The organism is Allobosea sp. Root381 (genome assembly GCF_001429395.1).
GTDB lineage: Bacteria > Pseudomonadota > Alphaproteobacteria > Rhizobiales > Beijerinckiaceae > Allobosea.
Genome location: NZ_LMJT01000002.1, coordinates 15943 through 41198, shown reverse-complemented (window position 1 = coordinate 41198; position 25256 = coordinate 15943). Strand labels below are relative to the sequence as shown.

At 66.1% G+C, this 25256-nt stretch carries 31 protein-coding genes; 22 read left to right on the top strand and 9 right to left on the bottom strand.

The annotated features are described in order from the left end of the window. Positions 1–3 precede the first annotated feature (3 nt). Both ASE63_RS03790 and ASE63_RS03785 read left to right on the top strand, forming a co-directional pair. Positions 4–2160: a sodium-translocating pyrophosphatase gene (locus tag ASE63_RS03790; RefSeq protein WP_056796816.1), complete on the top strand. Its 2157-nt coding sequence runs from the start codon at positions 4–6 to the stop codon at positions 2158–2160. Positions 2161–2376: 216 nt separating this feature from the next. Beyond that, a complete protein-coding gene (locus ASE63_RS03785) occupies positions 2377–3312 on the top strand; it encodes an EamA family transporter (RefSeq protein ID WP_056796813.1) in 936 nt (311 codons plus the stop codon). Between the two features lie 52 nt (positions 3313–3364). Here the strand turns inward: ASE63_RS03785 and ASE63_RS03780 are convergent, their stop codons facing one another. After that, positions 3365–4252 carry a LysR family transcriptional regulator gene (locus tag ASE63_RS03780; RefSeq protein ID WP_056796811.1) on the bottom strand — a complete coding sequence of 296 codons (888 nt, stop codon included), beginning with the start codon at positions 4250–4252 and terminating at the stop codon, positions 3365–3367. A gap of 93 nt (positions 4253–4345) precedes the next feature. Between ASE63_RS03780 and ASE63_RS03775 the strand changes: the two genes are divergently transcribed. From ASE63_RS03775 to ASE63_RS03765, 3 genes are all read left to right on the top strand, one after another. Next, positions 4346–5068 carry an SDR family oxidoreductase gene (locus ASE63_RS03775; RefSeq protein ID WP_056796808.1) on the top strand — a complete coding sequence of 241 codons (723 nt, stop codon included), beginning with the start codon at positions 4346–4348 and terminating at the stop codon, positions 5066–5068. Positions 5069–5203: 135 nt separating this feature from the next. Beyond that, entirely contained in the window at positions 5204–5674 is a 471-nt protein-coding gene (locus tag ASE63_RS03770) for a nuclear transport factor 2 family protein (RefSeq protein ID WP_056797102.1), read from the top strand. A gap of 89 nt (positions 5675–5763) precedes the next feature. Then, positions 5764–6081 carry an Atu4866 domain-containing protein gene (locus ASE63_RS03765; protein ID WP_056796802.1) on the top strand — a complete coding sequence of 106 codons (318 nt, stop codon included), beginning with the start codon at positions 5764–5766 and terminating at the stop codon, positions 6079–6081. 94 nt (positions 6082–6175) lie between these two features. On the opposite strand, the gene ASE63_RS03760 is transcribed toward ASE63_RS03765, so the two are convergent. Next, a complete protein-coding gene (locus tag ASE63_RS03760) occupies positions 6176–6670 on the bottom strand; it encodes an outer membrane protein assembly factor BamE (protein ID WP_082609637.1) in 495 nt (164 codons plus the stop codon). 141 nt (positions 6671–6811) lie between these two features. Here ASE63_RS03760 and ASE63_RS03755 point away from each other — a divergent pair, with 141 nt between their 5' ends. The 6 genes from ASE63_RS03755 to ASE63_RS03730 all read left to right on the top strand — a co-directional run bounded on the left by ASE63_RS03755 (position 6812) and on the right by ASE63_RS03730 (position 11110). Next, a complete protein-coding gene (locus tag ASE63_RS03755) occupies positions 6812–7366 on the top strand; it encodes a ubiquinol-cytochrome C chaperone family protein (RefSeq protein WP_056796798.1) in 555 nt (184 codons plus the stop codon). Next, positions 7356–7910 (top strand): DUF177 domain-containing protein, encoded by a 555-nt coding sequence (locus tag ASE63_RS03750; protein ID WP_056796796.1) that lies wholly within the window; start codon positions 7356–7358, stop codon positions 7908–7910. The genes ASE63_RS03755 and ASE63_RS03750 overlap by 11 nt, the downstream gene beginning before the upstream one ends. Before the next feature lie 115 nt (positions 7911–8025). Beyond that, complete coding sequence (gene plsX / locus ASE63_RS03745) at positions 8026–9117, top strand: phosphate acyltransferase PlsX (protein WP_056796793.1); 1092 nt, start codon at positions 8026–8028, stop codon at positions 9115–9117. Positions 9118–9129: 12 nt separating this feature from the next. Beyond that, on the top strand, positions 9130–10107 hold the full coding sequence (locus ASE63_RS03740) for a beta-ketoacyl-ACP synthase III (RefSeq protein ID WP_056796790.1): 978 nt from the start codon (positions 9130–9132) through the stop codon (positions 10105–10107). 188 nt (positions 10108–10295) lie between these two features. Next, positions 10296–10610, top strand: coding sequence for an integration host factor subunit alpha (locus ASE63_RS03735; RefSeq protein ID WP_056796787.1), 315 nt, complete (start codon positions 10296–10298; stop codon positions 10608–10610). Positions 10611–10645: 35 nt separating this feature from the next. After that, positions 10646–11110: a MerR family transcriptional regulator gene (locus tag ASE63_RS03730; protein ID WP_056797096.1), complete on the top strand. Its 465-nt coding sequence runs from the start codon at positions 10646–10648 to the stop codon at positions 11108–11110. 7 nt (positions 11111–11117) lie between these two features. Here the strand turns inward: ASE63_RS03730 and ASE63_RS03725 are convergent, their stop codons facing one another. Further along, positions 11118–11597: a hypothetical protein gene (locus ASE63_RS03725; protein WP_056796784.1), complete on the bottom strand. Its 480-nt coding sequence runs from the start codon at positions 11595–11597 to the stop codon at positions 11118–11120. A gap of 217 nt (positions 11598–11814) precedes the next feature. Here ASE63_RS03725 and sugE point away from each other — a divergent pair, with 217 nt between their 5' ends. After that, positions 11815–12129 (top strand): quaternary ammonium compound efflux SMR transporter SugE, encoded by a 315-nt coding sequence (sugE, locus tag ASE63_RS03720; protein ID WP_056796781.1) that lies wholly within the window; start codon positions 11815–11817, stop codon positions 12127–12129. A 10-nt stretch (positions 12130–12139) separates the two neighbouring features. On the opposite strand, the gene ASE63_RS27050 is transcribed toward sugE, so the two are convergent. After that, positions 12140–12304, bottom strand: a complete 165-nt coding sequence (locus ASE63_RS27050) for a hypothetical protein (protein ID WP_156410175.1) — start codon at positions 12302–12304, stop codon at positions 12140–12142. A 213-nt stretch (positions 12305–12517) separates the two neighbouring features. On the opposite strand from ASE63_RS27050, the gene ASE63_RS03715 reads away from it, so the two are divergent. Next, entirely contained in the window at positions 12518–13021 is a 504-nt protein-coding gene (locus ASE63_RS03715; protein ID WP_056796778.1) for a ferritin-like domain-containing protein, read from the top strand. Between the two features lie 203 nt (positions 13022–13224). On the opposite strand, the gene ASE63_RS03710 is transcribed toward ASE63_RS03715, so the two are convergent. Both ASE63_RS03710 and ASE63_RS03705 read right to left on the bottom strand, forming a co-directional pair. Then, complete coding sequence (locus ASE63_RS03710; RefSeq protein WP_244491269.1) at positions 13225–14208, bottom strand: LysR family transcriptional regulator; 984 nt, start codon at positions 14206–14208, stop codon at positions 13225–13227. A 69-nt stretch (positions 14209–14277) separates the two neighbouring features. Beyond that, positions 14278–14703 (bottom strand): DoxX family protein, encoded by a 426-nt coding sequence (locus tag ASE63_RS03705; protein WP_056796777.1) that lies wholly within the window; start codon positions 14701–14703, stop codon positions 14278–14280. Between the two features lie 202 nt (positions 14704–14905). On the opposite strand from ASE63_RS03705, the gene ASE63_RS03700 reads away from it, so the two are divergent. After that, the gene (locus tag ASE63_RS03700) at positions 14906–15838 is read left to right on the top strand and encodes a ring-cleaving dioxygenase (protein WP_056796773.1); all 933 of its coding nucleotides are present in this window, start codon (positions 14906–14908) and stop codon (positions 15836–15838) included. Positions 15839–15908: 70 nt separating this feature from the next. Then, entirely contained in the window at positions 15909–16529 is a 621-nt protein-coding gene (locus ASE63_RS03695) for an alpha/beta hydrolase (protein WP_056796771.1), read from the top strand. A 27-nt stretch (positions 16530–16556) separates the two neighbouring features. Here ASE63_RS03695 and ASE63_RS03690 read toward each other — a convergent pair whose 3' ends face one another. Further along, positions 16557–16784 carry a hypothetical protein gene (locus ASE63_RS03690; RefSeq protein WP_156410174.1) on the bottom strand — a complete coding sequence of 76 codons (228 nt, stop codon included), beginning with the start codon at positions 16782–16784 and terminating at the stop codon, positions 16557–16559. A 447-nt stretch (positions 16785–17231) separates the two neighbouring features. Here ASE63_RS03690 and ASE63_RS03685 point away from each other — a divergent pair, with 447 nt between their 5' ends. Continuing rightward, positions 17232–17429 carry a hypothetical protein gene (locus ASE63_RS03685; protein WP_056796766.1) on the top strand — a complete coding sequence of 66 codons (198 nt, stop codon included), beginning with the start codon at positions 17232–17234 and terminating at the stop codon, positions 17427–17429. Positions 17430–17506: 77 nt separating this feature from the next. Next, positions 17507–17710 carry a CsbD family protein gene (locus ASE63_RS03680; RefSeq protein WP_056796763.1) on the top strand — a complete coding sequence of 68 codons (204 nt, stop codon included), beginning with the start codon at positions 17507–17509 and terminating at the stop codon, positions 17708–17710. Between the two features lie 123 nt (positions 17711–17833). On the opposite strand, the gene ASE63_RS03675 is transcribed toward ASE63_RS03680, so the two are convergent. Further along, positions 17834–18052: a hypothetical protein gene (locus ASE63_RS03675; RefSeq protein ID WP_056797090.1), complete on the bottom strand. Its 219-nt coding sequence runs from the start codon at positions 18050–18052 to the stop codon at positions 17834–17836. 625 nt (positions 18053–18677) lie between these two features. Then, positions 18678–19727, bottom strand: coding sequence for a LysR substrate-binding domain-containing protein (locus tag ASE63_RS03665; protein ID WP_082609636.1), 1050 nt, complete (start codon positions 19725–19727; stop codon positions 18678–18680). A 156-nt stretch (positions 19728–19883) separates the two neighbouring features. On the opposite strand from ASE63_RS03665, the gene ASE63_RS03660 reads away from it, so the two are divergent. The 5 genes from ASE63_RS03660 (at position 19884) to ASE63_RS03640 (ending at position 25156) form a co-directional block, all read left to right on the top strand. Next, positions 19884–21242, top strand: a complete 1359-nt coding sequence (locus ASE63_RS03660; protein ID WP_056796753.1) for a Gfo/Idh/MocA family oxidoreductase — start codon at positions 19884–19886, stop codon at positions 21240–21242. A gap of 86 nt (positions 21243–21328) precedes the next feature. Continuing rightward, entirely contained in the window at positions 21329–22324 is a 996-nt protein-coding gene (locus ASE63_RS03655; protein ID WP_162261712.1) for a TRAP transporter substrate-binding protein, read from the top strand. Positions 22325–22421: 97 nt separating this feature from the next. Further along, positions 22422–22922 carry a TRAP transporter small permease gene (locus ASE63_RS03650; protein WP_056796747.1) on the top strand — a complete coding sequence of 167 codons (501 nt, stop codon included), beginning with the start codon at positions 22422–22424 and terminating at the stop codon, positions 22920–22922. A gap of 2 nt (positions 22923–22924) precedes the next feature. Further along, on the top strand, positions 22925–24217 hold the full coding sequence (locus tag ASE63_RS03645; protein WP_056796744.1) for a TRAP transporter large permease: 1293 nt from the start codon (positions 22925–22927) through the stop codon (positions 24215–24217). Positions 24218–24709: 492 nt separating this feature from the next. Then, entirely contained in the window at positions 24710–25156 is a 447-nt protein-coding gene (locus tag ASE63_RS03640; protein WP_056796741.1) for a PaaI family thioesterase, read from the top strand. The last annotated feature ends 100 nt before the right edge of the window (positions 25157–25256 follow it).

The following is a 25256-nucleotide window of genomic DNA, read 5'->3' as shown; positions in this document are numbered from 1 at the left end:
CGAATGTCAGCTCTGCTTATCATTATCGTCTTAAGCGCATTATCCATCGCCTATGGCGTCTGGGCTTATGCCGACGTCATGAAGCGCGACGCCGGCAACCAGCGCATGCAGGAAATCTCTGCAGCCGTCGCGGAGGGCGCGCAGGCCTATCTCAAGCGGCAATACGTCACCATCTCGATGGTCGGCGTCGCGCTTTTCGTCGCGCTCTTCTGGCTGCTCGGCAGCTGGGTCGCGATCGGCTTCCTGATCGGCGCCGTGCTCTCGGGCATGGCAGGCTTCATCGGCATGAACGTCTCGGTGCGCGCCAATGTCCGCACGGCGCAGGCCGCGATGCAGTCGCTCGGTGACGGCCTCGACGTGGCCTTCAAAGCCGGCGCGGTCACCGGCATGCTGGTCGCCGGCCTCGCTCTGCTCGGCGTCGCCGTCTACTACGGCATCCTGACCTCGATGCTCGGCTTCAGCCCGTCCGACCGCGTCGTCATCGATTCGCTGGTCGCGCTCGGCTTTGGCGCCTCGCTGATCTCGATCTTCGCCCGTCTCGGCGGCGGCATCTTCACCAAGGGCGCCGATGTCGGCGCCGACCTCGTCGGCAAGGTCGAGGCCGGAATCCCCGAGGACGACCCGCGCAATCCGGCGACCATCGCCGACAATGTCGGCGACAATGTCGGCGACTGCGCCGGCATGGCGGCCGACCTGTTCGAGACCTATGCGGTGACGCTGGTCGCGACCATGGTGCTGGCGGCGATCTTCTTCGCCGGGCAGCCCGCGCTCGGCACGATGATGCTCTATCCGATGGCGATCGGCGCGGCCTGCATCGTCACCTCGATCATCGGCACCTTCTTCGTGAAGCTCGGTGCCAACCAGTCGATCATGGGGGCGCTCTACAAGGGCTTCATCGCCGCCGGCGTGCTCTCCGTCGGCGCGATCGCGGCGGTGAACCACCTGATGTTCGGCGGCTTCTCGGCCTCCTTCACCACGGGGCAGGGGGTGACCTTCACCTCGGGCGGGCTCTTCGCCTGCGCGCTGGTCGGCCTCGCGGTCACGCTGCTGATCGTCGTCATCACCGAATACTATACCGGCACCGGCAAGCGCCCGGTGGTCTCGATCGCCCAGGCCTCTGTCACCGGGCACGGCACCAACGTCATCCAGGGCCTCGCGGTATCCTTGGAATCGACCGCGTTGCCGACCATCGTCATCATCGCCGGCATCATCGTCTCCTACGGCTTCGCCGGCCTGTTCGGCATCGCCATCGCCACCACCGCCATGCTGGCGCTGGCCGGCGTGGTCGTGGCGCTCGATGCCTTCGGCCCGGTCACCGACAATGCCGGCGGCATTGCCGAAATGGCGGGCCTGCCCAAGGAGGTGCGCCATTCGACGGACGCGCTCGACGCCGTCGGCAACACCACCAAGGCGATCACCAAGGGCTATGCGATCGGCTCGGCCGGCCTCGGCGCGCTGGTGCTCTTCGCGGCCTATACCTCGGATTTGAACTTCTTCATCGCCGAGGCCAACAAGGCGGGCTCGACCACGTTCCAGTACTTCAAGGGCGTCACGGTTGATTTCTCGCTGTCCAACCCCTTCGTCGTCGTCGGCCTGCTGCTCGGCGGCCTGATACCTTTCCTCTTCGGTGGCATGGCCATGACGGCGGTGGGCCGTGCGGCGGGCTCCGTGGTCGAGGAGGTGCGCCGGCAGTTCCGCGAGAAGCCGGGCATCATGGCAGGCACCGACCGGCCCGACTACGCCCGCGCCGTCGACCTGCTGACCAAGGCTGCGATCAAGGAAATGATCGTGCCGTCGCTCCTGCCCGTGCTGGCGCCGATCGTGACCTTCTTCGCGATCAACGCCATCGCCGGGAAGAACCAGGCTTTTGCGGCCGTCGGCGCGATGCTGATGGGCGTGATCGTCACCGGCATCTTCGTCGCGATCTCGATGACCTCGGGCGGTGGCGCCTGGGACAACGCCAAGAAGAGCTTCGAGGATGGTTTCGTCGACAAGGACGGCGTGCGCCATATGAAGGGCTCGGAAGCGCACAAGGCCTCGGTGACGGGCGACACCGTCGGCGACCCCTACAAGGACACGGCGGGCCCCGCCGTGAACCCTGCGATCAAGATCACCAACATCATCGCGCTGCTGCTGCTGGCGATCCTGGCGCATTCCTGAGACGCATTGATCGGCATCAGACGCCGATCCGACCCCGCGGAGCGATCCGCGGGGTTTTGCTTGCGTAGCAACCATTTGCGGCTGGTTCTTGAATCGGGCCGTGCAGTGCGGACCGGGCTCGCTGGAGCGGGCCGAAGCTACCGCATCGCCCGTAGCGTTCGAGCAAGCCCTCCGGCGTGTCGGCGGGCATGGTCCCTCCGAACAAGGAGCGACCCCATGACCACTCACGTCGCCGCGCCGCCGGTCGCGGCATCGAACCGCGCGACCGAACTCGCCCTCCTGCTGCTGCTCGCCCTGCTCTGGGGCGGCTCCTACAGCTTCATCCGGATCGCTGTCGAAACCATCCCGCCGCTGACCCTGATCGCGGCTCGGACGCTGCTTGCCGGTGCGATCCTGCTCGTCGTGATCCGTTGGCGCGGCCTGCGGCTGCCGCGCGATCTCGCCACATGGCGGCTCTTCCTCGTCCAGGCTTGCCTGAACAGCGTCGTGCCCTTCACGCTGATCGCCTGGGCCGAGCGTAGCGTCGAGGCCGGGCTTGCGACCATCCTGAGCTCGACCAGCCCGATCTTCGTCGTCCTGCTGACCTGCCTGTCCGCCAGCACTGAGCGCCTCCCGCGCCTTCGACTGGCGGGGGTCGCCGCCGGCCTCGCCGGCACCGTCCTGATCGTCGGCATGCAGGCGATCTCGGGTGTCGGTGAGCTGCTGGCGGCGCAGCTCGCGCTGGTCGCGGCGAGCATCTGCTATGCGGGCGCAGCCCTGTTCGGCCGGAGCTTCAAAGGGCTCGACCCGATCATGCCGGCCGCTGGCTCGCTCGTCTGTGGTGCGCTCGTCCTGCTGCCGCTCAGCCTCGCGCTGGACCGGCCCTGGGCGCTCGCGCCCTCGGTCGGATCGATACAGGCGCTGATCGCGCTCTCGACGCTGTCCACGGCGCTGGCCTTCGTGATTTATTTCCGCCTGATCGCAAGGTTGGGTTCGGTCGCGACGACATCGGTCGCCTATCTGCGCGTGCCGGCCGGGGTGCTGATCGGCATGGTATTCCTGGGCGAGGCGCTGGCTCCGACGGCCTGGGCCGGGCTCGTCCTGGTCGTTGTCGGCGTGCTGGCGATGACCCTGCCGCTGCGCCGGCAGGGCCGGCCTGACGGAGCGTCTTGAGGCGCCGCCACATCCGCGGGTTTTTCGCTTTGCGGGGCCCGGCCGGCTGCCACTACCGCCACTGGCGGATGTGGTCGACCAGAGCGCGCATCTTCGGGGCCATGTTGCGGCGCTGAGGAAAGTACAGATAGAAGCCGGCGAAGGGCGGCAGGAACTCGGGCAACAGCGAGACCAGTTCGCCGCTATCGAGATACGGCCGGAAGGTTTCCTCTGTCGCGAAGGTGATGCCGGCCCCGCAGAGCGCCGCTCGCAGCATCAGCCGAAGATCGTTCGTGGTGATCCGAGCCTGGACGGCGACGTCGAACGGAACCCCGTTCTCCTCGAATTCCCAGCGATGCGGCGCGACGTTGGGAGCGCGCCGCCAGCTGATGCAGCGGTGATGAATCAGGTCGCGCGGATGCTGCGGCGCCCCATGCGTGGCCAGATAGGAGGGGGCAGCCACGACCGCCTCCCGCTGATCGCCAGTGAGCGGGATCGCGATCATGTCCTGCTCGATCACCTCTCCGAGGCGCACTCCGGCATCGAAGCCGGCTGCGACGATGTCGAACTCCTCGTCGGTGACCGTGACGTCGATCGTCACCTCAGGATAGGCCGCCGCGAAGGCGGCAATCAGCGGCCCCGACAGAAAACGCTCGGCGATCGACGTCACCGCGATGCGGAGGAGGCCATGGGGTGAGCGCTCTGCGCCGACATGATCGAGCGCGGTGCCGATATCCGATAGCGGCTGGGCAAGGGCCTGCCGCAGCCGCTCGCCGGCCTCGGTCAGGCGCACCGAGCGCGTCGTGCGCAGCAGCAGCGCCGTGCCGAAGCTGTCTTCGAGCCGTCTGATCCCCTGGCTCACGGCGGAACGGGTGACATCCAGGCGATCGGCGGCCGCGCGGAAATTGCGCTCTTCGGCCACCGCCAGGAACAGCGTCAGCAGGTTGAGATCGACCTTCATTGTTTAGTGTCTCTTACCATTCAGTCCAGTGATTGCTGGATACCCGCGACAATGACCCGCGTCCATATTGAGCCCTGCAACAGGGAGAACAGCATGGACAAGGTCATCCTCATCACCGGCGCCTCCAGCGGTATCGGTGCGGGCATCGCCCGCGAGCTCGGTGCGGCCGGCGCCAGGGTCTTGCTCGGCGCGCGCCGGACGGACCGCATCGAGGCGATCGCCGCCGAGATCAGCAATGCCGGCGGGACGGCGCTGACATACCGGCTCGACGTCACCGACAGGAAGGCGATGGCGGGCTTCGCGCAGGCTGCGGTCGATGCCTGGGGGCGGATCGACGTACTCGTCAACAACGCGGGCGTGATGCCGCTCTCGCCGCTTGCCGCCGGCAAGCTCGACGAGTGGGAGCACATGGTCGACGTCAACATCAAGGGCGTGCTCTGGGGCATCGGCGCCGTGTTGCCGATCATGAACGAGCAGCGCTCGGGCCAGATCATCAACATCGGCTCGATCGGCGCGCTGTCGGTCGTGCCCACTGCCGCCGTCTACTGCGCGACCAAATTCGCGGTCCGCGCGATCTCGGACGGGCTGCGGCAGGAAAGCACGCATATCCGCGTCACCTGCGTCAATCCGGGCGTGGTCGAAAGCGAACTGGCTTCCACCATCACCGACGAGCCGACGATGGCTGTGATGGAGGACTATCGATCCGTCTCCATCCAGCCTGCGGATATCGCCCGGGCCGTCCGGCACCTGATCGAGGCCCCGCCACAGGTGGACACCAGCGAGATCACCATCCGGCCCACGGCATCGCAACACTGACGAACGCTTCCACCTCGACCGAACCCCAACGAATGCGAGCCGAACCGTCTCGCCCTTCAATGAGAGGATTGTCACATGAGCTCGATCACCGCCTCAGGCCGTCGCCCGACCCGCACGGCCACCTTGCCCGTCCTGATGTTGCTGGGCGCAATGCTCCTGCCCGGCCACGGCAGTGCCAGCGACGGCCGGACGCCCCTTGAAACGCGCAACGAGACGATCGTCCGCGAGGCCTTCGACAAGTGGCGCTCGGGCGGAAACGTCTTCGCCGATCTGCTGTCGCCCGATCTGGTCTGGACCATCCACGGCTCCGGTCCGGTCGCGGGCACCTATCGCGGCCTCAAGGACTTCGTCGAGCGCGCGTCGGTTCCTCTCGTCAGTCGCCTGGCCACGCCGCTCACTCCGACCGTCCATCATATCTGGTCCGGCGGCGATCGGATCGTCATCCGCTTCGACGCCACCGCCACGACGACGTCCGGAGCGCCCTACAGTAATCAGTTCGTCTGGATCTTCCGGATGAACGACGGGGCCGTGGTCGAGGCCGAAGCCTTTCTCGATCTCGCGGCCTATCAGCGGGTCGTCGACAACAACGAGCCCCGCCGCCCCTGAATGCGGCCGCGCTCGTTCGGCGCGGTGCGCTTCGATGCCCTGCTGGCCTCGTGCCGGCGGCAATCCGACCTCAAGCAAGGACTCGAACCATGAAGCATGCCTTCCTGGCACTGGCGACGGCCGTGCTCCTGGCGGCCCCGGCACGGCCGGATGCGCAAGCCGACCAACCCAAAGCCGACCACCCCTATGTTGGGTTATGGGTCACGGCCGACGGATACATCCGACATGAGCTCCTATCCAATGGCCGCTATGTCGAAGCCCGCGGCACGCGCGAGCGGGCCTATGAGGGCCGATACCGGGTCAAAGGCACGCATATCGAGTATTGGGACGATACCGGCTTCACGGCGGACGGCGATTTCAAGGACGACATCCTGCATCACGCCGGGATGGTCCTTCGCCGCCGCTGAGGTGACTTGCCCGGCATCGGGGATACGGTAGCCACGCGCCCGTCTCAAACAGAAAAGCCCCGCCAAGCGGGGCTTTTCTCGTAAGGTCTTCCGCTCAGCTGCCGAGCGGGTTGAACCGCGTTACGCCGCGGAAGAGGTTGCGCACGAAGCTCTGCTCCTCGCCGCCGGTTGCGGTGGTGCGGCTGATGAAGTCGAAGATCACGCCGTCCTGCAGCCCGTAATGGGCGATGCGCTCGACCTTGAAGCCCTTGTTGAAATAGATGACCAGCACCTTCTGGTCGACGACGGTCAGCTCCTGGAACTGGAAGCGCCGGCGCACCGTCTGGCTGATGTAATAGAAGGTGCGGTTGCCGACGGTCGAGGTGGTCGAGGGCGTGCCGAGGATCTGCAGCACCTGCTGCACGTCCATACCGACCTTGATCTGGCTGATCAGCGCATCGTCGGCGATGAAGCCGCGCTGGACCTCTTCGTTGAGGCCGCTCGACGTGGAGAGCTTGAAGCCGCCGGCAGTGGGGCCGCAGCCGGCAAGGGCGAGGCTCGACGTCGCGAGAGCGCCGAAGAGGGCGGTGCGGCGGGAAAGGGAGATCATGGGGAGGGCATCCAGTGGCACTGCGGCAATGGGGCAAACCCCAAGCCGCTTGTCAAACAGGTGGAGGTTGGCGTAACGCCCGAGGATGGCTTTGGCAAGGCACGGACGTTCCCGGAACCGCCGGCCGGAGATGCTTAGATAATGTTCGGTTTTTTCGGCAAGCGCCAGGAAAGGCGGGCTCCGGTCGATGCGCTGTTCGCGCAGATCGCGGAGGCCTCGCGCCAGCCTGCGCTCTATCTCCAAGGCGGGGTGCCCGACAGTTTCGAAGGCCGCTTCGAATCACTGACGCTGCATGTCTTCCTCGTGCTGCGGCGCCTGCGCAAGCTGCCGGCGCCGGCAGCCGATCTGGCGCAGGAGCTCGTCGATGCCTGCTTCGCCTATCTCGAGCTCGGCTTCCGCAATGGCGGCGTCAGCGACATCGCCGTGCCCAAGCGCATGAAGAAGATCGGCCAGATGTTCTACGGCCGCCTGCAGGCCTACGAGGCGGCGCTGCTGGCGCAGCAGCCGGAGGAACTGGTCGAGGCCCTGCGCCGCAACGCCAGCCCGGATCCGCAGTCCGGCGAAGGGGCCATCCTGCTCGCCGGTTTCGCCCGCCGGGCGCAGGACAAGCTTGCTGAGTTCGATCTCGACGCCATCCTGTCCGGCGCCGCCCTGTTCCCGGCCCTCACCCAGACGGAGGCGAACCATGGCGCCTGAATCCGCATCGCCGCTGCCGCTGCAGCGGCCCGTCAAGGTCGACGCGATCAAGCTGCGCGGCACCGTCATCTCCGTGCAGGCGGAAGCTTCGGAGCGCGAGGGCATCGCCGGGATGCTGGACCTGCCATCCGTCGAGTCGCTCGATGCCCGCTACACGCTTTCGCGCAGCGGCGAGCGGGTCAAGCTCGAAGGCGAGATCAAGGCTGCGCTGCACCAGCTCTGCGTCGTCACGCTCGAGCCGTTTCCGGTTTCCCTGGTCGCGCCGTTGAAGCTCGATTTTGCGCCGGAAGAGCCGGACGCGCCGCGGCGCAAGGCGGGCGAGGATGCCGGCGAGATCGACATCGAGGTCAGGCTCAACGAGGAAGACCCCCCCGAGCCGATCGTCGATGGCGTGATCGATCTCGGCGCGGTGACGCTGGAGTTCCTCGCCCTCGCGCTCGACCCCTATCCGCGCAAGCCCGGCGTGGCCTTCGCCGAGCCGGCGCCGGAAGAGCCGCCCGAGTCGCCTTTCGCGGCGCTGGCGCGGCTGAAGCGCAGCGAGTGACGCTCCGTCACGGCGTCGCCGCGGCTTGCAGCGAGCGTCCAAGTCGCTATTGTCCCGCCCGCATCGAGCCGCCCCGGATTGAAGGTCGGCCGCTCCTGGGATCAACCATCACTCCATGACACGACCGGTTACAATCGCGCTCGATGCGATGGGCGGGGACCACGGCCCCGCCATCGTCATCCCAGGTGCTGCGCTGACGCTGGAGCGCCGGCCCGATGCCCGCTTCGTGATCTTCGGAGATCAGGGGCAGGTCCTGCCACTGCTCGACCAGCACCCGAAGCTCAAGGCGGTGACGACCTTCCACCACACCGAGGTCTCGGTGAAGATGGACGACAAGCCCAGCCAGGCGCTGCGCTATGGCCGCTACAAATCCTCGATGTGGCGCGCCATCGACGCGACCAAGACCGGGGAGGCGGACGTGACCGTCTCGGCCGGCAATACCGGCGCGCTGATGGCGATGTCGAAATTCTGCCTGAAGTCGATGCCGGAGGTCGACCGCCCCGCCATCGCCTGCCTCTGGCCGACCGTGCGCGGGGAGAGCATCGTCCTCGATGTCGGCGCGACGATCGGTGCGGATGCCCGCCATCTCGTCGATCTGGCGGTAATGGGTGCGGCCATGGCCCGCGTCGTCTTCGACCTCGACCGCCCGACGGTCGGCCTGCTGAATGTCGGCGTCGAGGAGATCAAGGGCGTCGAGGCGGTGAAGGAGGCCGGGCGCATCCTGCGCGAAGGCAACGTGCCGCATCTGAGCTATCACGGCTTCGTCGAGGGTGACGACCTCGGCAAGGGCACGGTCGACGTCGTCGTCACCGAGGGCTTCACCGGAAACATCGCGCTGAAGACGGCAGAGGGTACCGCTCGCCAGATCAGTTCCTATCTAAAGGCTGCAATGAGCCGCTCGCTGATGGCCAAGATTGGTTATCTGTTCGCGCGCGGCGCCTTTGCGGCGCTGAAGGACAAGATGGATCCGCGCAAGGTCAATGGCGGCGTGTTTCTCGGCCTCGAGGGGATCGTCATCAAGAGCCATGGCGGCACGGATGCAGTCGGCTTCGCGAGCGCCACGGAGCTTGGCTATGAGATGGCGCGCGAGAACCTGATGGCGAAGGTACGCGAGATGGTCGCCGCTTCTGCCCGGCAGGAAGCCTCGGCCCAGAAAGAAGCCGCGGCGCAGCAGGAAGCGGCCGCCCCGTCGGCCGCCATCCAATAGGGAAACGCGTCCTTGTCCAAAATGCGTTCTCACATCGTGGGCTGCGGCTCCTATCTTCCCGCTCGCATCGTCACCAATGCCGAGCTGGCCGAGCGTATCGACACCAGCGACGAGTGGATCGTGCAGCGCACCGGCATCCGTCAGCGCCATGTCGCGGCCGATCACGAGACGACCTCGGTGATCGGGCTGAAGGCGGCACGGGCCGCGCTTGCCGATGCCGGCATGGAGGCCGACGAGATCGACCTCATCATCGTGGCGACCGCAACGCCGGACCACACCTTTCCCGCCACCGCAACGCAGATCCAGGCTGCTCTCGGCATCGAGGGCGGCGCCGCCTTCGACCTGCAGGCGGTCTGCTCCGGCTTCGTCTTCGCGCTGGCCACGGCCGACAAGTTCCTGGCCAGCGGCGCTGCCAAGGCCGCGATCGTGATCGGCGCCGAGACCTTCTCCCGCATCCTCGACTGGGAGGACCGCACCACCTGCGTGCTCTTCGGCGACGGGGCTGGCGCGGTGGTGATGAAGGCGGCGCCCGGCGATGGCACGCTTGCGGACCGCGGCGTGCTCGCCACCCATATCCGCTCGGATGGCCGTTACACCGACAAGCTCTATGTCGATGGCGGGCCGGGCTCGACCAAGACGGTCGGCTTCCTCCGCATGGAGGGCAAGGAGGTCTTCCGGCACGCCGTCGTCAAGCTCGCCGAGACGGTGCGTCACACCTTCGAGGAAACCGGGCTGAGCGGGGACGACATCGACTGGTTCGTGCCGCACCAGGCCAATCGCCGCATCATCGACGCCACTGCAGACAAACTCGGCATCGGCCATGAGCGCGTCGTGGTTACGGTCGACCGGCACGGCAACACCTCGGCGGCCTCGATTCCGCTGGCCCTTGCCGAGGCGCATGCGGACGGCCGCATCAAGCGCGGCCAGCTCGTGCTGATCGAGGCGATGGGCGGCGGCTTCACCTGGGGCTCCGCCTTGATCCGCTGGTGAGCCGTTAGGCGAGAAACCCGTCGAATTTAGACGAATTATCGCCATTTTTCGTCCGATTTCTCTCGGGTGGGCCTCATTCTGGCCGTTCGAGGATTGACCGGGACCGCGGGTACGCCTAGCGTCCGCCGTCCGTAATGGCGAAGAGCAGGTGGCACGCCCACCGCCGACTAACGCCTTGGAGGATATGAATGTCGGGGCAAACCGTTACGCGGGCCGATCTGTGCGAGGCCGTGTATCAGAAGATCGGCCTGTCGCGGACCGAGTCGTCGAAGCTTGTCGAATCCGTGCTCGACGAGATCTGCGATGCGGTCGCCCGCGGCGAGAACGTCAAGCTTTCGTCGTTCGGCTCGTTCGTCGTACGCGACAAGGGCGAGCGAATCGGGCGTAATCCCAAGACGGGAGTCGAGGTCCCGATCGAGCCCCGTCGTGTCATGGTCTTCAAGCCCTCGAACGTGCTGAAGGCCCGCATCAACGGGCAGTTGAGTGAGGGCGAGGACGAGTGAGCCTGGAGTTCCACAACGGCGATGAAGAGGCCGAGATGGACACCAAGAGCGCAGATGCCTTCCGCACCATCAGCGAGGTCGCCGAAGACCTCGATATTCCTCAACATGTCCTGCGTTTCTGGGAAACGCGCTTCTCCCAGATAAAGCCGCTCAAGCGCGGCGGCGGCAGACGCTATTACCGCCCTGACGACGTCGCGCTGCTGAAGGGCATCCGCCGGCTGCTCTACGGCGAGGGCTACACGATCAAGGGGCTCCAGCGCATCCTCAAGGAGCAGGGCGCGCGCCATGTCCAGGCGATCGGCCGCGGCGCGCCGATCGGCCCGCCGCCGGAGGTCGCCCGTTCCGGGGCCGATGGGATGCCACGGCAGGACGGCCCGTCGCGGGCGCCGGTGCCGCCGGGGCTCGACGACATGACGCTCCTGACCGCCGTGCTGGCCGAGCTCGGCGAATGCAAGCGCATCCTCGACAGAGCTCTCCAGCCACCGGCCGAGCCCGCCTGAGCTGTCGTCAGCTCTGCGGCACGCCCGGCTCGGCTCTCGGACGGTCGGCGGGCGCTCGGCGAACCAGCGGCCGTTGCCTACGATGATCGGCAGCGGCTTTCTTGAGCGGTTGCAGGCTGGCAAGCACCGGATTCGGATAATGCTCCAGCGTCGAGCCGGTCGCGGCATCGACGCCCATGCCGACAAGACCGCCGATCAGCACGTTGCCGGCGAAGCCGGCCGCGCCCGCTCCGGCGACGCGCGTCGAAACCGGAACCTGCGTCTCGGTGTAGCCGTCCTTCGAAAAGTTCACGACAAACTCCGATTTGCGGCTGACCTCCCACGTGCAGGGTGTCGCGGTGCAGGCATGTCCCAGTGACGAGCGGGCCTCGGCTCCCGCCGGCTCGCTCGTAATCGTCACCTGGCTGGTCGTGCCGCGGGTGACGGTCGCGCAGCCGCCCAGAGCGGCCGCCGTGGCGGCCACTACAAGAATTCGAATTTTCAGCATGTTAGCCCCAGACGTTCCCCAGCGGCATAGCTAGGTCGGTAGCAGATGCGCGGGCAAGATCGAGACCGGATCCGGCTGTGTACAACTTCCGGGGGAGGCCGGCCGATTGTGTTGATGCCATTGTAAGGCGACAACATCGCTTGTGCGCCGGGGACGACCTCGGGACTGCCTTCCGTCAGGCGCGCTCGTTCGCGCCCTGTTGCCGAGGAGCGTCGCCATGGCCTGGCTTTATCTCTTCATCGCCGGACTGTTCGAGGTCGGCTGGGCCATCGGCCTGAAATACACCCACGGCTTCACCCGCCTGGTGCCGACCGTCCTGACGCTGGCCAGCATGGTGGTCAGCCTCGGCCTGCTCGGCCTCGCTCTCAAGAGCCTGCCGGTGGGGACCGCCTATGCGATCTGGACCGGAATCGGCACGATCGGGACCGCGGCGCTGGGCATCGTCCTGCTGGGTGAGCCTGCGGGCGCGCTGCGGCTCGCCTGCATCGCCCTGATTGTCGCCGGCATCGTCGGGTTGAAGTTGGTCGCCTGAGGCGATGCCGTCAGCCGCGCCGGAAGGCCTCGGGCCAGTAGCCGCCACGTTCCAGCAGGACGATCAGGACGATCACTGCGAGCGTGACGGCGAGGGTAAGCAGCTTGGCGTTCCAAGGCGTGCCGCGGCCGATCAGCCAGATCAGTGTCAGGCCGATCATGAGGGGTACGAGCATCTCCATGCGGCAAGCCTAGAGCAGGCGGGCGCCGGATGGAACCGCGACACGGCATCGCCCTCGCAGCGAGCCGTCTTGAGCCTCCCACCGGCCGGAAAGATATGCCGGACAGCGGAACCCATCGCGGTGGCCGACGTTCGACGGGAAGGGGAAGCGCATCGCCTGCGGGCATGCCGGTTCGTTCTTTCCAGCGATCACCGACAGGAGCGCGACATGGGTCTTTTTTCCAAGGACATCAAGACGATGGACGATCTTTTCGTCCATCAGCTGCAGGACGTCTATTACGCCGAGAAGCAGATTCACAAATCGCTGCCGAAGATGATCGACAAGGCGACCGACGCCAAGCTCAAGCAGGGGCTCGAAGCGCATCGCAAGGAGACCGAAGGCCATATCAAGCGCCTCGAGCAGGTCTTCAAGCAGCACGGCGCCGAGGTGAAGGCCGTCAACTGCCCGGCCATCGACGGCATCCTGAAGGAAGCCGACGATGTCGCGGGCGAGGTCGACGACAAGCAGGTGCTCGATGCCGCGATCATCGCCGCCGCCCAGGCGGTGGAGCACTACGAGATCACCCGCTACGGCACGCTCGCGGCCTGGGCGAAGCAGCTCGGGCGCGAGGACTGCGCCAGCCTGCTGAAGCAGAATCTCGACGAGGAATACGCGGCGGACGACAAGCTATCCAAGCTTGCCGAAGACGGCATCAACCGCAAGGCGGCGTAACCCGCATCGTCCCCCGATTCCTGAATCACCCGCGACGGCTCTCCGTCGCGGGTGATTTTTCGTTCAGGTCGGATTGCCGGGGTCGCCCGGTGGGACCTTTGGCGGGGTGTCGCGAGCACGTCCGCGCGCCCAGTAGCCGGCCAACGCCAAGCCGGGCGGGATCGCGACCAGCAACAGCCAAGGGAGGAAACTCCAGTCGCCGGTCATGATGTGAGGACTTCGTCTGGCGCGGAGGCGGTTGTCACGCGCGGCGAGATCGCCAGCGCGCCTTCGATCAGCGGCTTCATCCGGGCGAGTTCGCCGGCCATGAAGTCAAGGAAAAGCCGCACGCGAGGGGAATGACGCAGATCCGGATGCGTCAGCAACCAGAGATCGGCCGCAAAGCCCGGATCGGGTTGTGCCAGGCGGGTCAGGCCCGGCCTGGTGTCCGCGATGAAGCAGGGCAGGAAGCCGACGCCGATGCCGGCCTCGACCGCCTCGGCCAGGCCGAGCACGGTGTTGACCTTGTAGACGATGCGCTCGGGCGCGACATGCTGGTGGAGGTAGCGCACGGCCTTGAGGGCGCCGAACTGTTCGCCGAGCGAGACCCAGTTTCGCTGCCACAGGCTTTCCATCGCCACTTCGCCGCCATCGGCGAAATCGGCGCCGCGGCCGTAGAGCGCCCAGGCGATGCGGGCGGGACGGCGGCCGACCAGCGTCTCGGGCGGGTTGTCGGTCGCCCGGATCGCAACATCCGCGTCGCGCCGCGACAGGTTGAGCGACTGGTTGCTGAGCAGGATGTCGAGGCGGATGTCGGGGCACTGCACCAGGAAGGCAGCGAAGACCGGCGTCAGCAGGTCGACCAGCAGCGTGTCGTTGGTGGTGACGCGCAACTCGCCCGCCGGCTTGATCTCCTGCCCGGCGAGCCTGCGGGCGAAGGCGGTGATGTCGCCGTCGACCCGCTCGGCGAGTTGCGCCATCTCGTCGCCGGCCGGCGTCGCCACATAGCCGCTGCGATGCCGCTCGAACAGCTTGACGCCGAGCGCCTCCTCGATCTGGCCGAGGCGGCGGAACACGGTCGAGTGATTGAGCCCGAGCGAACTCGCCGCCGCCGGCAGGGCTCGCCGGTCGGCAATCGCCTTGATCAGCCGGAAATCGTCCCAGGCGAGAGTCTTCATCGATGCGGTCATGCCGGCAGTGTCGGGCATGGCAGCGCCGTCATCAAGGCCTGCAGGCCCTGATGACGGAGCGGAAGCGGGAAGGCGCGGGCGCATCGCTCAGGCGGTGACGGGGGCACGCAGCGCCGGCAGGCGGGCGGGCTTCAGCGCCAGCGCGCCGTCACCGATCAGGCCGTGGGCGAGGGCGGCCAGTGCCAGGAAGGCGGGATATTCCCAGCCGCCATTGGGGGCATTGAACAACCAGCCGTTCGGAGCATGGACGGCGAGCGCGCCGAGCAGCACCGGCAGGAGCAGCAGCGAGACGTAGCGGCCGTAGAAGCCGGTCAGTATCGCGAGGCCGCCGATCAGTTCGGCCAGGATGATAGGCCAGGCGAGGAAGGCCGGCAGGCCGATTTGGCCGAGGAAGCCGGCGAAACCCGCAGGGGTGAAGATCACCAGCTTGAGATAGGCGTGGGCGATGAACATCGACCCAAGCGCAACCCGAAGGGCGAGGGCTCCATAAGGGGCGAGGCGATTGTCGATCATGATGGCAGTCTCCGTGACGGGACCGGTTCGGTCTCGTCGCAAGAGATCGCTCTCTCCCGATCGCAATGCAAATGGCGATACATCAAAAATTACATTGCGCTCATGCAATGATATGCCTCTGGCGCTTTGGCCGCCCCGGGCCGATCTTCCTGGCCAACGAGGCGTTCTCGAACGGCCTCGAAGCGACGGAAGGAATGCAGTCATGCAGATCAACGGCATCCACCATGTCACCGCGATCGCCGGTCCGGCGCGTCGCAATCTCGACTTCTACGGCCGCGTCCTCGGCCTGCGGATGGTCAAGAAGACCGTGAATTTCGACGATCCCGGCACCTACCACTTCTACTATGGCGATGCCGCGGGTGCGCCGGGCACGATCCTGACCTTCTTCCCCTGGGAGCATGCTGCTCCTGGCCGGCTCGGCGTCGGCGAAACGCAGGAGACCGTGTTCCGTGTTCCGGCGGGGGCGATCGGCTACTGGGCTCATCGCTTCGTCGAGCAGGCTGTGCCGCATGACGTGCCGGTGAAGCGCTTCGGAGAGACGGTGCTGGCCTTCCGCGATCCGGACGGCATGCGCCTGTCGATCGTCGGCGTGCCCGGCATCGAGGCCGAACCCGCCTGGACCGGCACGGAAGTGCCGGTGGAGCATGCGATCCGCGGCTTCCATGGCGTCAGCCTGCTGGTCGCCGACGCGGCTCCCACGGGTGCGATCCTGAGCGACGTCTTCGGCTTCCGCGAGATCGGTCGCGAGGACACGCTCATCCGCTACCGGGCGGAAGGGGCGCCGCTGGGCAATGTCGTCGACCTGCGCATCGCCGGCGGCTTCCTGCCGGCGCGCCAGGGGGCGGGCTCTGTCCACCACATCGCCTTCCGCGCCGCCGATGACGCGGCGCAGGAGGAGATGGTGCGCAGACTCGCGGAGAACCACGGCATCCGCACCACGGAGCAGAGGGACCGGAACTATTTCCGCTCCGTCTACTTCCGCGAGCCCGGCCACGTTCTCTTCGAGATTGCGACCGACGTTCCGGGCTTTGCCCTCGACGAGCCTGCGGAAAGCCTCGGCCAGGCGCTGAAGCTCCCGCCCGGCCTCGAGAGGGAGCGCGCGCGCATCGAAGCGGTGCTGCCCGCGCTCGCCTGATCTGACCTGACGCCGCCCTGCGGGTTTTCTGAGCCCGCCGGGCGGCTATCCAAATGAAAGGAGAACTGCGATGGACGCCGCTGCGACCACCGACTTCGTCCATGTCTATGAGCCCGGCATCGACACTGCCCGGCCGCCGCTGCTCATGTTGCACGGCACGGGCGGCGACGAGCGCGATCTGCTCGGCCTCGGCCGGATGGTCGCAGCCGGAGCCAGCCTGCTCTCGCCGCGCGGCAAGGTGCTGGAGGGCGCGATGCCGCGCTTTTTCCGGCGGCTGTCGGAGGGGGTCTTCGACGAGGACGATCTGCGCCGCCGCACGCATGAGCTGGCGGATTTCGTCGCCTCGGTACGAGAACGCCATGGCCTCGCCGCGCCGGTCGCGGTCGGCTTCTCGAACGGGGCGAACATCGCCGCGAGCCTGCTCTTGCTGCGCCCCGAGGCGCTTGCCGGCGCGGCTCTGCTGCGGGCGATGTCACCCTTCAGGACGCCGCCGCAGGCCGATCTGGCGGGCAAGCGCGTGCTGATCCTGTCCGGCGCGATGGACCCGATCGTCCGGGCCGACGATGCGGAGCGGCTGGCGCAGACCCTGTCCGGCAACGGTGCCAGCGTCGATCACCGGGTGCTGCCGGCCGGCCACGGCCTGTCGCAGCCCGATATCGGCCTGCTCAAGGCCTGGCTGGACCAGGCGTGACATAAGGCGAGCCGCCGTCGCGGCGCTTCAGGGCGCCGCGGCGGCCTTGCGCTTCGAACCCTTCGCGGCCGGCGGAGGCGGCGGCGGTTCGGCCGCCTGCTTCGCCAGGCGGAGCGCTTTCAGGGCCTCGATCTTCTTGCGGTTGGCGGCCTCCTCGGCGGCGATTCGGCCGGTCGACTTCTGCTTTTCGCGTGGGGCTTCCTGGACGGTGTTCACATCGTGCCAGGCGCGTGTTCCTCGACCGTCTGCTGCCATCGCTGCATTCCTTCTGTCACACGCTAATGGCTACAGCTTACGCGCGAATGCGGGCGGATACGAGACGCATCGTTCGTCTGCGGGTTGCCGGAAAAACGGCGGCTCAGTCGATCAGCGGCAGGATGATCGCCATTGCGATCGCCAGCACTGCCAGGGCCCGCACGAGCACGGCCCGGTGGCCGGAACTCCGGATATCGAACGAACGCGCAGCAACTCGCATCACGACCACCCCGGCAACAGCTTGCCCTAAGGTTGCGTCGCGTCTTCGGGCGGCGCAAGCCGGCTTCCCCACTGACGCTGTGGACAATCTTGGCTTGCAGGCGCTCTCGAAAGGTCCATCCTGATGCCGGCGCCCGGAGCGCAGGCCGGAACAAGCCCGTATCCTGCGGCGTCTCTGGCAGATTCGGGCGAGCCCGCGCGATGGCGGCAACACCAAGGGAGAAGCCGATGTCCGACGCCCATGACAATCTCGACGAGCGGATCGCACTGGCGCGCCGGAACATCGCCGATCTGACGGAGCAGGCGGCGGCTGCCGCCGGCGCCGGCGCCGAGGAGGCCCTGGCGGCGCGGCTCGATCAGCTGCAGTCGCAACTGGACGATCTCCTCAGGCGGCGCGAGGCGCTGGAGAGCAAGGGGCCGGCCTAGCGGACGCCTTCGCCGTGAACCAAACCGCCTTTCGCGCGTTCCTTCAGTTCACCGATCTCGAACGAAGGAGCGTCCGAATGGATTGGAACCGCGTTGAAGGAAACTGGAAGCAGCTCAAGGGCAACATCAAGGAGCAGTGGGGAAAGCTCACTGACGACGATCTCGACGTGATCGCCGGCAAGCGCGATCAGCTCGAAGGCAAGATTCAGGAGCGCTACGGCATCGCGAAGGACCAGGTGAAGTCCGACGTCGATACCTGGTACGGCCGCCAGCGCTGGTAATCGCCGGCGGTCGAGCCGGCATGCTCCCCCAGCTAACGGCTCTCGTAGGCGATGGGCCCGGCGTTTCCAGGAGGCGCCGGGCCTTTTTTGTTGATGCCGCAGCGAGGCTGCTGACCGCGAAGGTTACCAGCGCCGGCGCGGGATCGAGCGGGCGACGTAACCCAGCGCAAAGGTCATCGTCGCGACCGCGAGCCCGCTGCAGACAAGTCCGGCCGGCGTGATCCGCAGCTTCCCTTGCAGGGTGATGTGCTTGCCCACGCGCAGATCGAATTCCGACCGGATCTCCTCTGGATGCGACAGAGCAGTATCGACGGCGAAGGGCTCGGCAGTGACCTCGGTCATCACGGGCTCCATGACTGGCGGAAGCAGTGCTTCTGAGGGCAGCGTAGGTTGCTGCGCCGGACAATCCAAGAGGTCGCGCAGGTGAGGGGAGGCGCGATTCCATTCAGGACGCGAAGGCGCGTCGCCGAAGGACGCCGCCAGGATTCTGATTTCAGATGATGAATGGTCGGGGCGAGAGGATTCGAACCTTATACGACATCGTGATGTAGACTGTTCATTACGAAAAATGGTGTCTCTCGCCTGCCCGGATCAGCGCCACATGCGCCGTTGTCGTCAGCCCCGGCGTGGCAGACATCGTCACCGGTCCCCATTCCGGGCAGGTCGGCCCCCGCCGGGCCGCGATCGCGCCAGTGCCGTGCTGCCCGTCGGCCGGGACGCCTGCAAGTATCCAGAGGTTCAGAGCCAGCGCCAGAAGCGCGATTGAAGCGAGCGCCAGCATCGACCAACGGGACCTCGACCGATCGAGGATCGCGCGCTCAACATTGCGTGCCGTTTGACAGCTTGAATGCGCGGCGAGTGGGAGCGATATCGCTTGAGGGAAGTCGTTGATCGGCCGCTTTCCAGCCCTACGAGGACAGCGTCTCGACCAGTCCGCGTGCAATTTTCGCAAGCTGATCCTGCGCCGTCACAGGACGTTCGCGCTGGTCCGTAGGTGTTCGTGCGCCAGCATGCGGGTGATCCAGTCGACGAAAGCGACGATGTCTGGATTGGTGCGATCCTCCCGGCGATAGAGCAGGCGATGTGCGATCGCGGAAATCCCCAGCGGCCCAAACGGCATAACAAGCGTGCCGCGCCGCAGATGATCGTGCGCCTGCAAGGTTGACTCAAGCGCGAGGCCGAGACCGTCTGCCGCGACAGCGAGTGCGAGATGGGCGCGATCGAACTGCAGGCCGCGCGGATTGAGCGGCACCAGCGGCGCGTGCCTGGCCGACCACTGGTCCCAGGGCACCACGCAGCGCAGCGAATGGATCAGCGGCACGCGGGTGATGTCGGCCGGGGTCGACAGCCGGTGCTCGGCGATGAAGTCCGCGCTCGCCAACGGCGTGATCAACTCTTCGGCCAGCGGCACCGCCTCGCAGGACTCCGGCACCGGCCGCGCATACTGGATGTCGACGAGGATGCCGTCCTCGCCGAGCCGCGCAGGCTCGTGGCTGGCGTAGAGCGCGATCTCGATCGCCGGGTGCTCGCGCATGAACTGTCCGAGCCGAGGCACCAGCCACAATGTCGCGAAGCTGGGTGAGGCGTGGATCGGCAGGCGGCGCACGCCGGCTCCCGATGCGACGCGGCTGGTGGCGGTCACGAGGCGGGCAAAGCTCTCGCCGATCGAGGCGCTGTAGGTCAGGGCTTCCTCAGTTGGCACGACGCTCCGCTTGACGCGCAGGAACAGCCGGCGACCGAGCATGCCTTCGAGCGCACGCATCTGGTGACTTATCGCCGAGGGGGTGAGGTTCAACAGCTTGGCCGCGCCGGCAAAGCTGCCGGCCTCCATCACGGCCCGGAAGGTCGAAAGCCATTGCAAGGGCGGAAGGTCACCGATCATCGACAAATGAGGCTCATCGATAACGGCATCCTTATTCGTTTTTGGAACGGCATTTTGCCATGCTAGCACTGATGAATGAGGAATGCAGCTCATCAAAAGAAGCTGCTGATGCTCGGGAGGAGACGTTGCCCGCATAGCGGGGAACTAAGGTCGGCGGGAGGGCGCCGGGCCCCCTGTTCGCTCGCCGCTAGCGCAGATCCGGCGCTGCGCTCGCCTTTCCGTTCGTCGATTTCCTCGCTCGATGAGGCTGGCCCGATCTCCGATCGGCCCAAGGCGGAAGGCTGAGAAGACATGAACCTGCATCGCATGCTCCTTGAACGGAAGGTGGCCGGCAAGCCCGTCACGGTCGCCATCATCGGCGCCGGAAAGTTCGGTACGATGTTCCTCTCGCAGGCCCGCTCCACCGACGGCATGCATATCGTCGGCGTCGCCGACCTCAACACCAACAGGGCCCGATCCCAGCTCAAGCTAGCCTGCTGGCCGGAAGAGCAGTACGCGGCCACGACGATCGACGGCGCGCTCAAGAACGGCGCGACGATGATCACGGACAATGCTGACAGCCTGATCACCCATCCCGGAGTCGAGGTTGTGATTGAAGCGACGGGCGATCCCGGCGCCGGCATCCGTTTCGCGCTGAAGGCGATCGAGCACGGCAAGCATATCATCATGGTCAATGTAGAGGCGGATGCCGTCGCCGGGCCGATCCTGGCGCGCAAGGCCAAAGCCGCCGGCGTGGTCTATTCACTGGCCTGGGGCGACCAGCCCGCACTGATCGCCGACCATGTCGACTGGGCCCGCGCGGCCGGCTTCAAGGTCGTCTGCGCCGGCAAGGGCACGCGCTATCACCCGACCTACCACCAGTCGACGCCCGATACGGTCTGGGACATCCTCGACAAATACATGAAGATCAAGGACCGCAACTCGATCAATCCCAAGATGTTCAACTCCTTCGTCGACGGCACGAAGTCGGGCATCGAGATGACGGCGGTCTGCAATGCGACAGGCCTTCACGCGCAGGCGGAGGGCCTGTCCTTCCCGCCGGCGACGCGCTTTGAGCATGCAGAGATCTGCAAGCCCAAGGCCGATGGCGGCGTGCTCGAACGGGCGGGCGTCACCGAGGTCACCTCTTCCGTCTATCGCAACGGCACGGACGTGCCGCATTCGCTGGTGATGGGCACCTATGTCGTGTTCGAGAGCGACAGCGCCTATAGCGAAGAGTGCTTCCGGGAGTACAGCATGCTGCCGGACAAATCGGGCAAGTACGCCTGCCTCTACCGGCCGATCCACATGATCGGCCTCGAGCTCGGCATCTCGGTGGCCTCTGCCGCCCTGCGCAAGGAGCCGACGGGCGCGCCGGTGACGTTCAACTCCGACGTCGTCGCCACCGCGAAGCGACCGCTGAAAGCCGGCGAGATGCTCGACGGCGAAGGCGGCTTCTGCGTCTGGGGCAAGCAGACCCCGGCCTCAGCCTCGCTCGACGAAGGCTACCTGCCGCTCGGCCTCGCCCATAACGTCAAGCTGAAGACCGACATCGCCGAGGGCCAGCGCCTGAAATGGAGCGATGTCGCCTACGACCCCGCCAACACCGCCGTGAAGGTCCGGCGCGAGATGGAGGCAGCCTTCGCGCGCCCCAACACCCAGGCGGCGTGACGACGACTCTGCCGGCACGCTCAGCCGCGCCGGCAGCGCATACCGAGTCCGAAAACGGGCCGTTCATAACCGAGGAGGAGACTATCATGACCACCAAGGGACGAAGCTTTCCAACCCGCCGCGCAGCGCTCGGCGGGTTTGCGGCCGGTGCGGCGCTCGTTGCCATGCCGAGCATAGTCAGGGCGCAGAAGATCAGCTGGATCGGGGCCAATGCCGCCTCGCAGCAGGATTTCATCGGCATCAGCCTCGACTTCTACGGCAAGCGCCTCGGTGAACTCAGCAAGGGCCAGATCGAGGTCACGAGCCATCATGGCGGCGCGCTCGGCGGCGAGCGCGAGCATGTCGAGGCCGTGCTGCAGGGCGCGATCCAGATCGCGACGCCCGGACAGGGCGTCGTCGCCGGCTGGTATCGTCCGGCCGAGGTCTGGACCCATCCCTATCTGTTCAAGGACGTCGCCCATAAGGATCGCGTCTGGGACACGATGCGGGCCGAATATCAGGAGGACATCGCCAAGGCCGCGAATCTGCGCCCTCTCGGCGCAATCCCACGCATGCCGCGCATGCTCTCCTGCAACCGGGTGGTGAAGATCCCTGCCGACATGAAGGGGCTCAAGATCCGCGTGCCGGAGACGGCCCTGTGGCGCCGAACCTTCGAGCTCTTCGGCGCCTCGCCGACACCGCTGCCCTTCCCGGAGGTCTTCCAGGCCCTGAAGTCGAGCGTCATCGACGGCCAAGAGAACCCAATGGGGCTGACCTACAATTCAGGCATCTTCGACGCCAACACCCATCTCTCGCTGACCGAGCACATGATGCAGGACAACTGCATCCTGATGGGCGACCAGGCCTATCAGAAGCTGACGCCGGAACTCCGCCAGGCGGTCGACCAGGCGGCGCGCGACATGGAGGCCGAGATGCGGCCGAAGGTGATCGCCGACGACGTCCGCATCCTCGAGCTGATCAAGGCGAAGAAGATCGTGATCTCCGAGGTGGACAAGGCCGCCTTTACCGCAACCGTGAAGAGCCTCACCACCGAGTTCCCGGCCGGCAAGAAATGGGCCGACCGCATCGGCCAGATCGCCTGACGCGCTCAGCGTTGCCGCGCCCGCGCGCCGTTTCGGCTCCGGCCGTGGCGGCGCGCGGGCGTCTCCGAGAATCCCCGGACAGACAGCGGAGCTTTGCATGAAGGCGGTCATCGGCAGCCTATCGAACACTGTTACCGAAATCGCCAAATTCGTGCTCGGCCTCTGCGTCGCCGCGATCGTACTGATCACCCTGGCGGCGGTTTGGTGGCGCTACGTCGTCAACGCCCCGATCTCCTGGATCGAGCAGGTCTCCAACATCCTGTTCATCTGGATCACCTTCATCGGCGCCGCCGTCCTCTATCGCCAGAAACTGCATATCGGCGTCGACATGTTCATCGGCATGCTCAAGGGGCGCGCCCAACAGATCATGTTCTGGGTGATCGAGATCGCCAACCTGACCTTCGTCATCGTGCTGTTCATCTACAGCGTGAAGCTCTCCATCGACGTGTTGCCCAACACCTATGGCGCGCTCGATATCACGCCGGCCTGGTTCTATTTCTCCGCGCCGGTCTCCTGCGCGATGATGATGCTCTATTTCGTCGAGAAGATCGTCGATCCCTCGAAGAGGCAGCCTGAAGGCTTCGCGGGGGAATTCTGACGATGAGCACGATTCTGATCGGCAGCTTCTTCCTGCTGCTGGCGCTCTCCGTCCCGATCGCGTTCGCGATGGGGCTGGCCACCATCGCCGCGATCATGGCCCATGGCTCGCTGCCGATGTCGATCCTGGCGCAACGCACGCTCGTCGGCGCCGATTCCTACGCGCTGCTCGCCATCCCGTTCTTCATCCTGGCCGGAAACCTGATGAATGGCGGCGGTATCACCAACCAGATCATCAGTCTTGCCAATGCCATGGTCGGCCGGTTCCGCGGCGGTCTCGCACTGACCTCGGTAACGGCGGCGATGATCTTCTCCGGCCTCTCGGGCTCGGCTGCAGCCGACGCCTCTGCGATCGGCAAGGTCCTGATCCCGGCCATGAAGAAGCAGGGCTATGGCAGCGGCTTTGCCGCCGCTCTGATGGCCTCCGCCTGCGTCAACGGGCCGATCATCCCGCCCTCGATCCCGCTCGTCATCTACGGGCTGTCGGCTGGCAAGGGGGTCTCGATCATCGCGCTGTTCCTGGGCGGGATCGTGCCGGGCATCCTGCTGGCGCTTTCGCTGATGATCGCAGCCTACTGGATCTCGGTGAGGCGAAACTACCCGGTCTCGCAAGCCGTTCCAATCCGCGAGATTCCCCGGCTGATCATGCCGGCCAGCTGGGCCCTGATGATGCCGGTCATCATCCTGATCGGCGTCACCGGCGGCGTCGTCACGGTCACCGAAAGCGCGACCGTCGCGGTGCTCTACGCAGCCTTCATCGGCTTCTTCGTCTACAAGGAACTCAGTCTGAAGACGATCTGGCCGATCCTGATCCAGACCGCACTCGACACCGCGCTGGTGATGTTCATCATCGCGCTGTCGTCGGGCTTCGGCTGGCTGCTGGCCGTGTCCGGCACTCCGCGCGCGATCGCGAGCTGGATCGGCTCGGTCTCCTCCGATCCGACGATCATCCTGATGATGATCAACGTGTTCCTGCTGATCATCGGCATCTTCATGGAGCCGCTGCCGGCGATGTTCATCCTGATCCCGGTGCTGGTGCCGGTGGTGCAGGCCGTCGGCATCGACCTGGTCCATTTCGGACTGGTGATGGTGTTCAATCTCTGCCTCGGGCTGATCACCCCGCCAGTCGGCATCCTGCTCTACATCTGCGCCAACTTCGCCGGCGTCACGCTGGAGGAGGAGAGCCGGGAACTGGGTCCCTTCCTCGGGGCCGGCTTCATCGTGCTTGTGATCATTTCGCTGTTCCCCGCGACCGTGCTCTGGCTGCCGCGGTTGCTTGTCGATTACGGACTGTAGACGCTTGGACGGAGCAGGCAGGCGACGTGGCATTCGCCGCCCATCTGTCGGCCGCGACGCGCTGCACTTGATCGACCGTCGCACCTTCTAGGGCGGTGCGACCTATCGCGACCGACAGTTTTGCCTGACCGAGACGCCGGGATTCGGGCTCGAGGTCGACTGGCGCGCCGTCAAGGCGCTGAAGGAGTAGGCTGCCTATGACTAACCATCGCGTTCTCGCTTCCGGGCTGCAGCATGATCGATTTTAGAGATCCATGGCCCGCTGATCTACGGACTCCCTGTGCTCGGCTTGAGTTGTTTGCATGGGAACTCTTACACATGTTCGGGCGAAAATAGCGTTTCCAAACTTCCGATCCTAGGCTCAGTTGCGCCACTTCCGGACATTGGTTCGATGCCCGGAAGCGGACGTTCCGGCTCGGGTTCGGGATGGCAGCTCGCGACCCGTTGCTGCCATCACCTTTACCTGCCACGCTGGATCGCGGAGGTGCTGAAATGGATGTCGAGCCGGCGCGGGCTGATCAGCGAGTTCGGGCCAGCTTCGCAAAGCAAGGGCTCATGAAGACGCTCGGCGCAGCCGTGACCAGCGTGGAGCCGGGGCATGTGGTGATCGAACTCTTGCCCAGGCCGGAGGTGTCGCAGCAACACGGCTTCGTTCATGCCGGGGCAGTCAGTGCGATTGCGGACAGCGCGGCTGGTTACGCAGCGCTCAGCATGATGCCCTTGGGCCGCGGGGTGCTGACCACAGAATTCAAGATCAACCTGCTTGCCCCCGGAATTGGTGACCGCATTGTCGCCCGCGGCAAGGTCGTGAAGGCAGGGCGCACGCTGACGCTCGCTCAGGCCGAAGTCTTTGCAATCAAGGGTGGAAGCGAGCGGCTGATTGCCCTTCTGACGGCGACACTCATGGCTATCGAGGGCCGAGACGGCATCGCCGACTAGCGGCAGCTTCCGACCCGTCATGGGAGTCCCGTCCCATAATCGGATATCGTGCATGACCATAGGCGCGAGGTCGAAACTTGAAGACGTCGACAAAAATCGC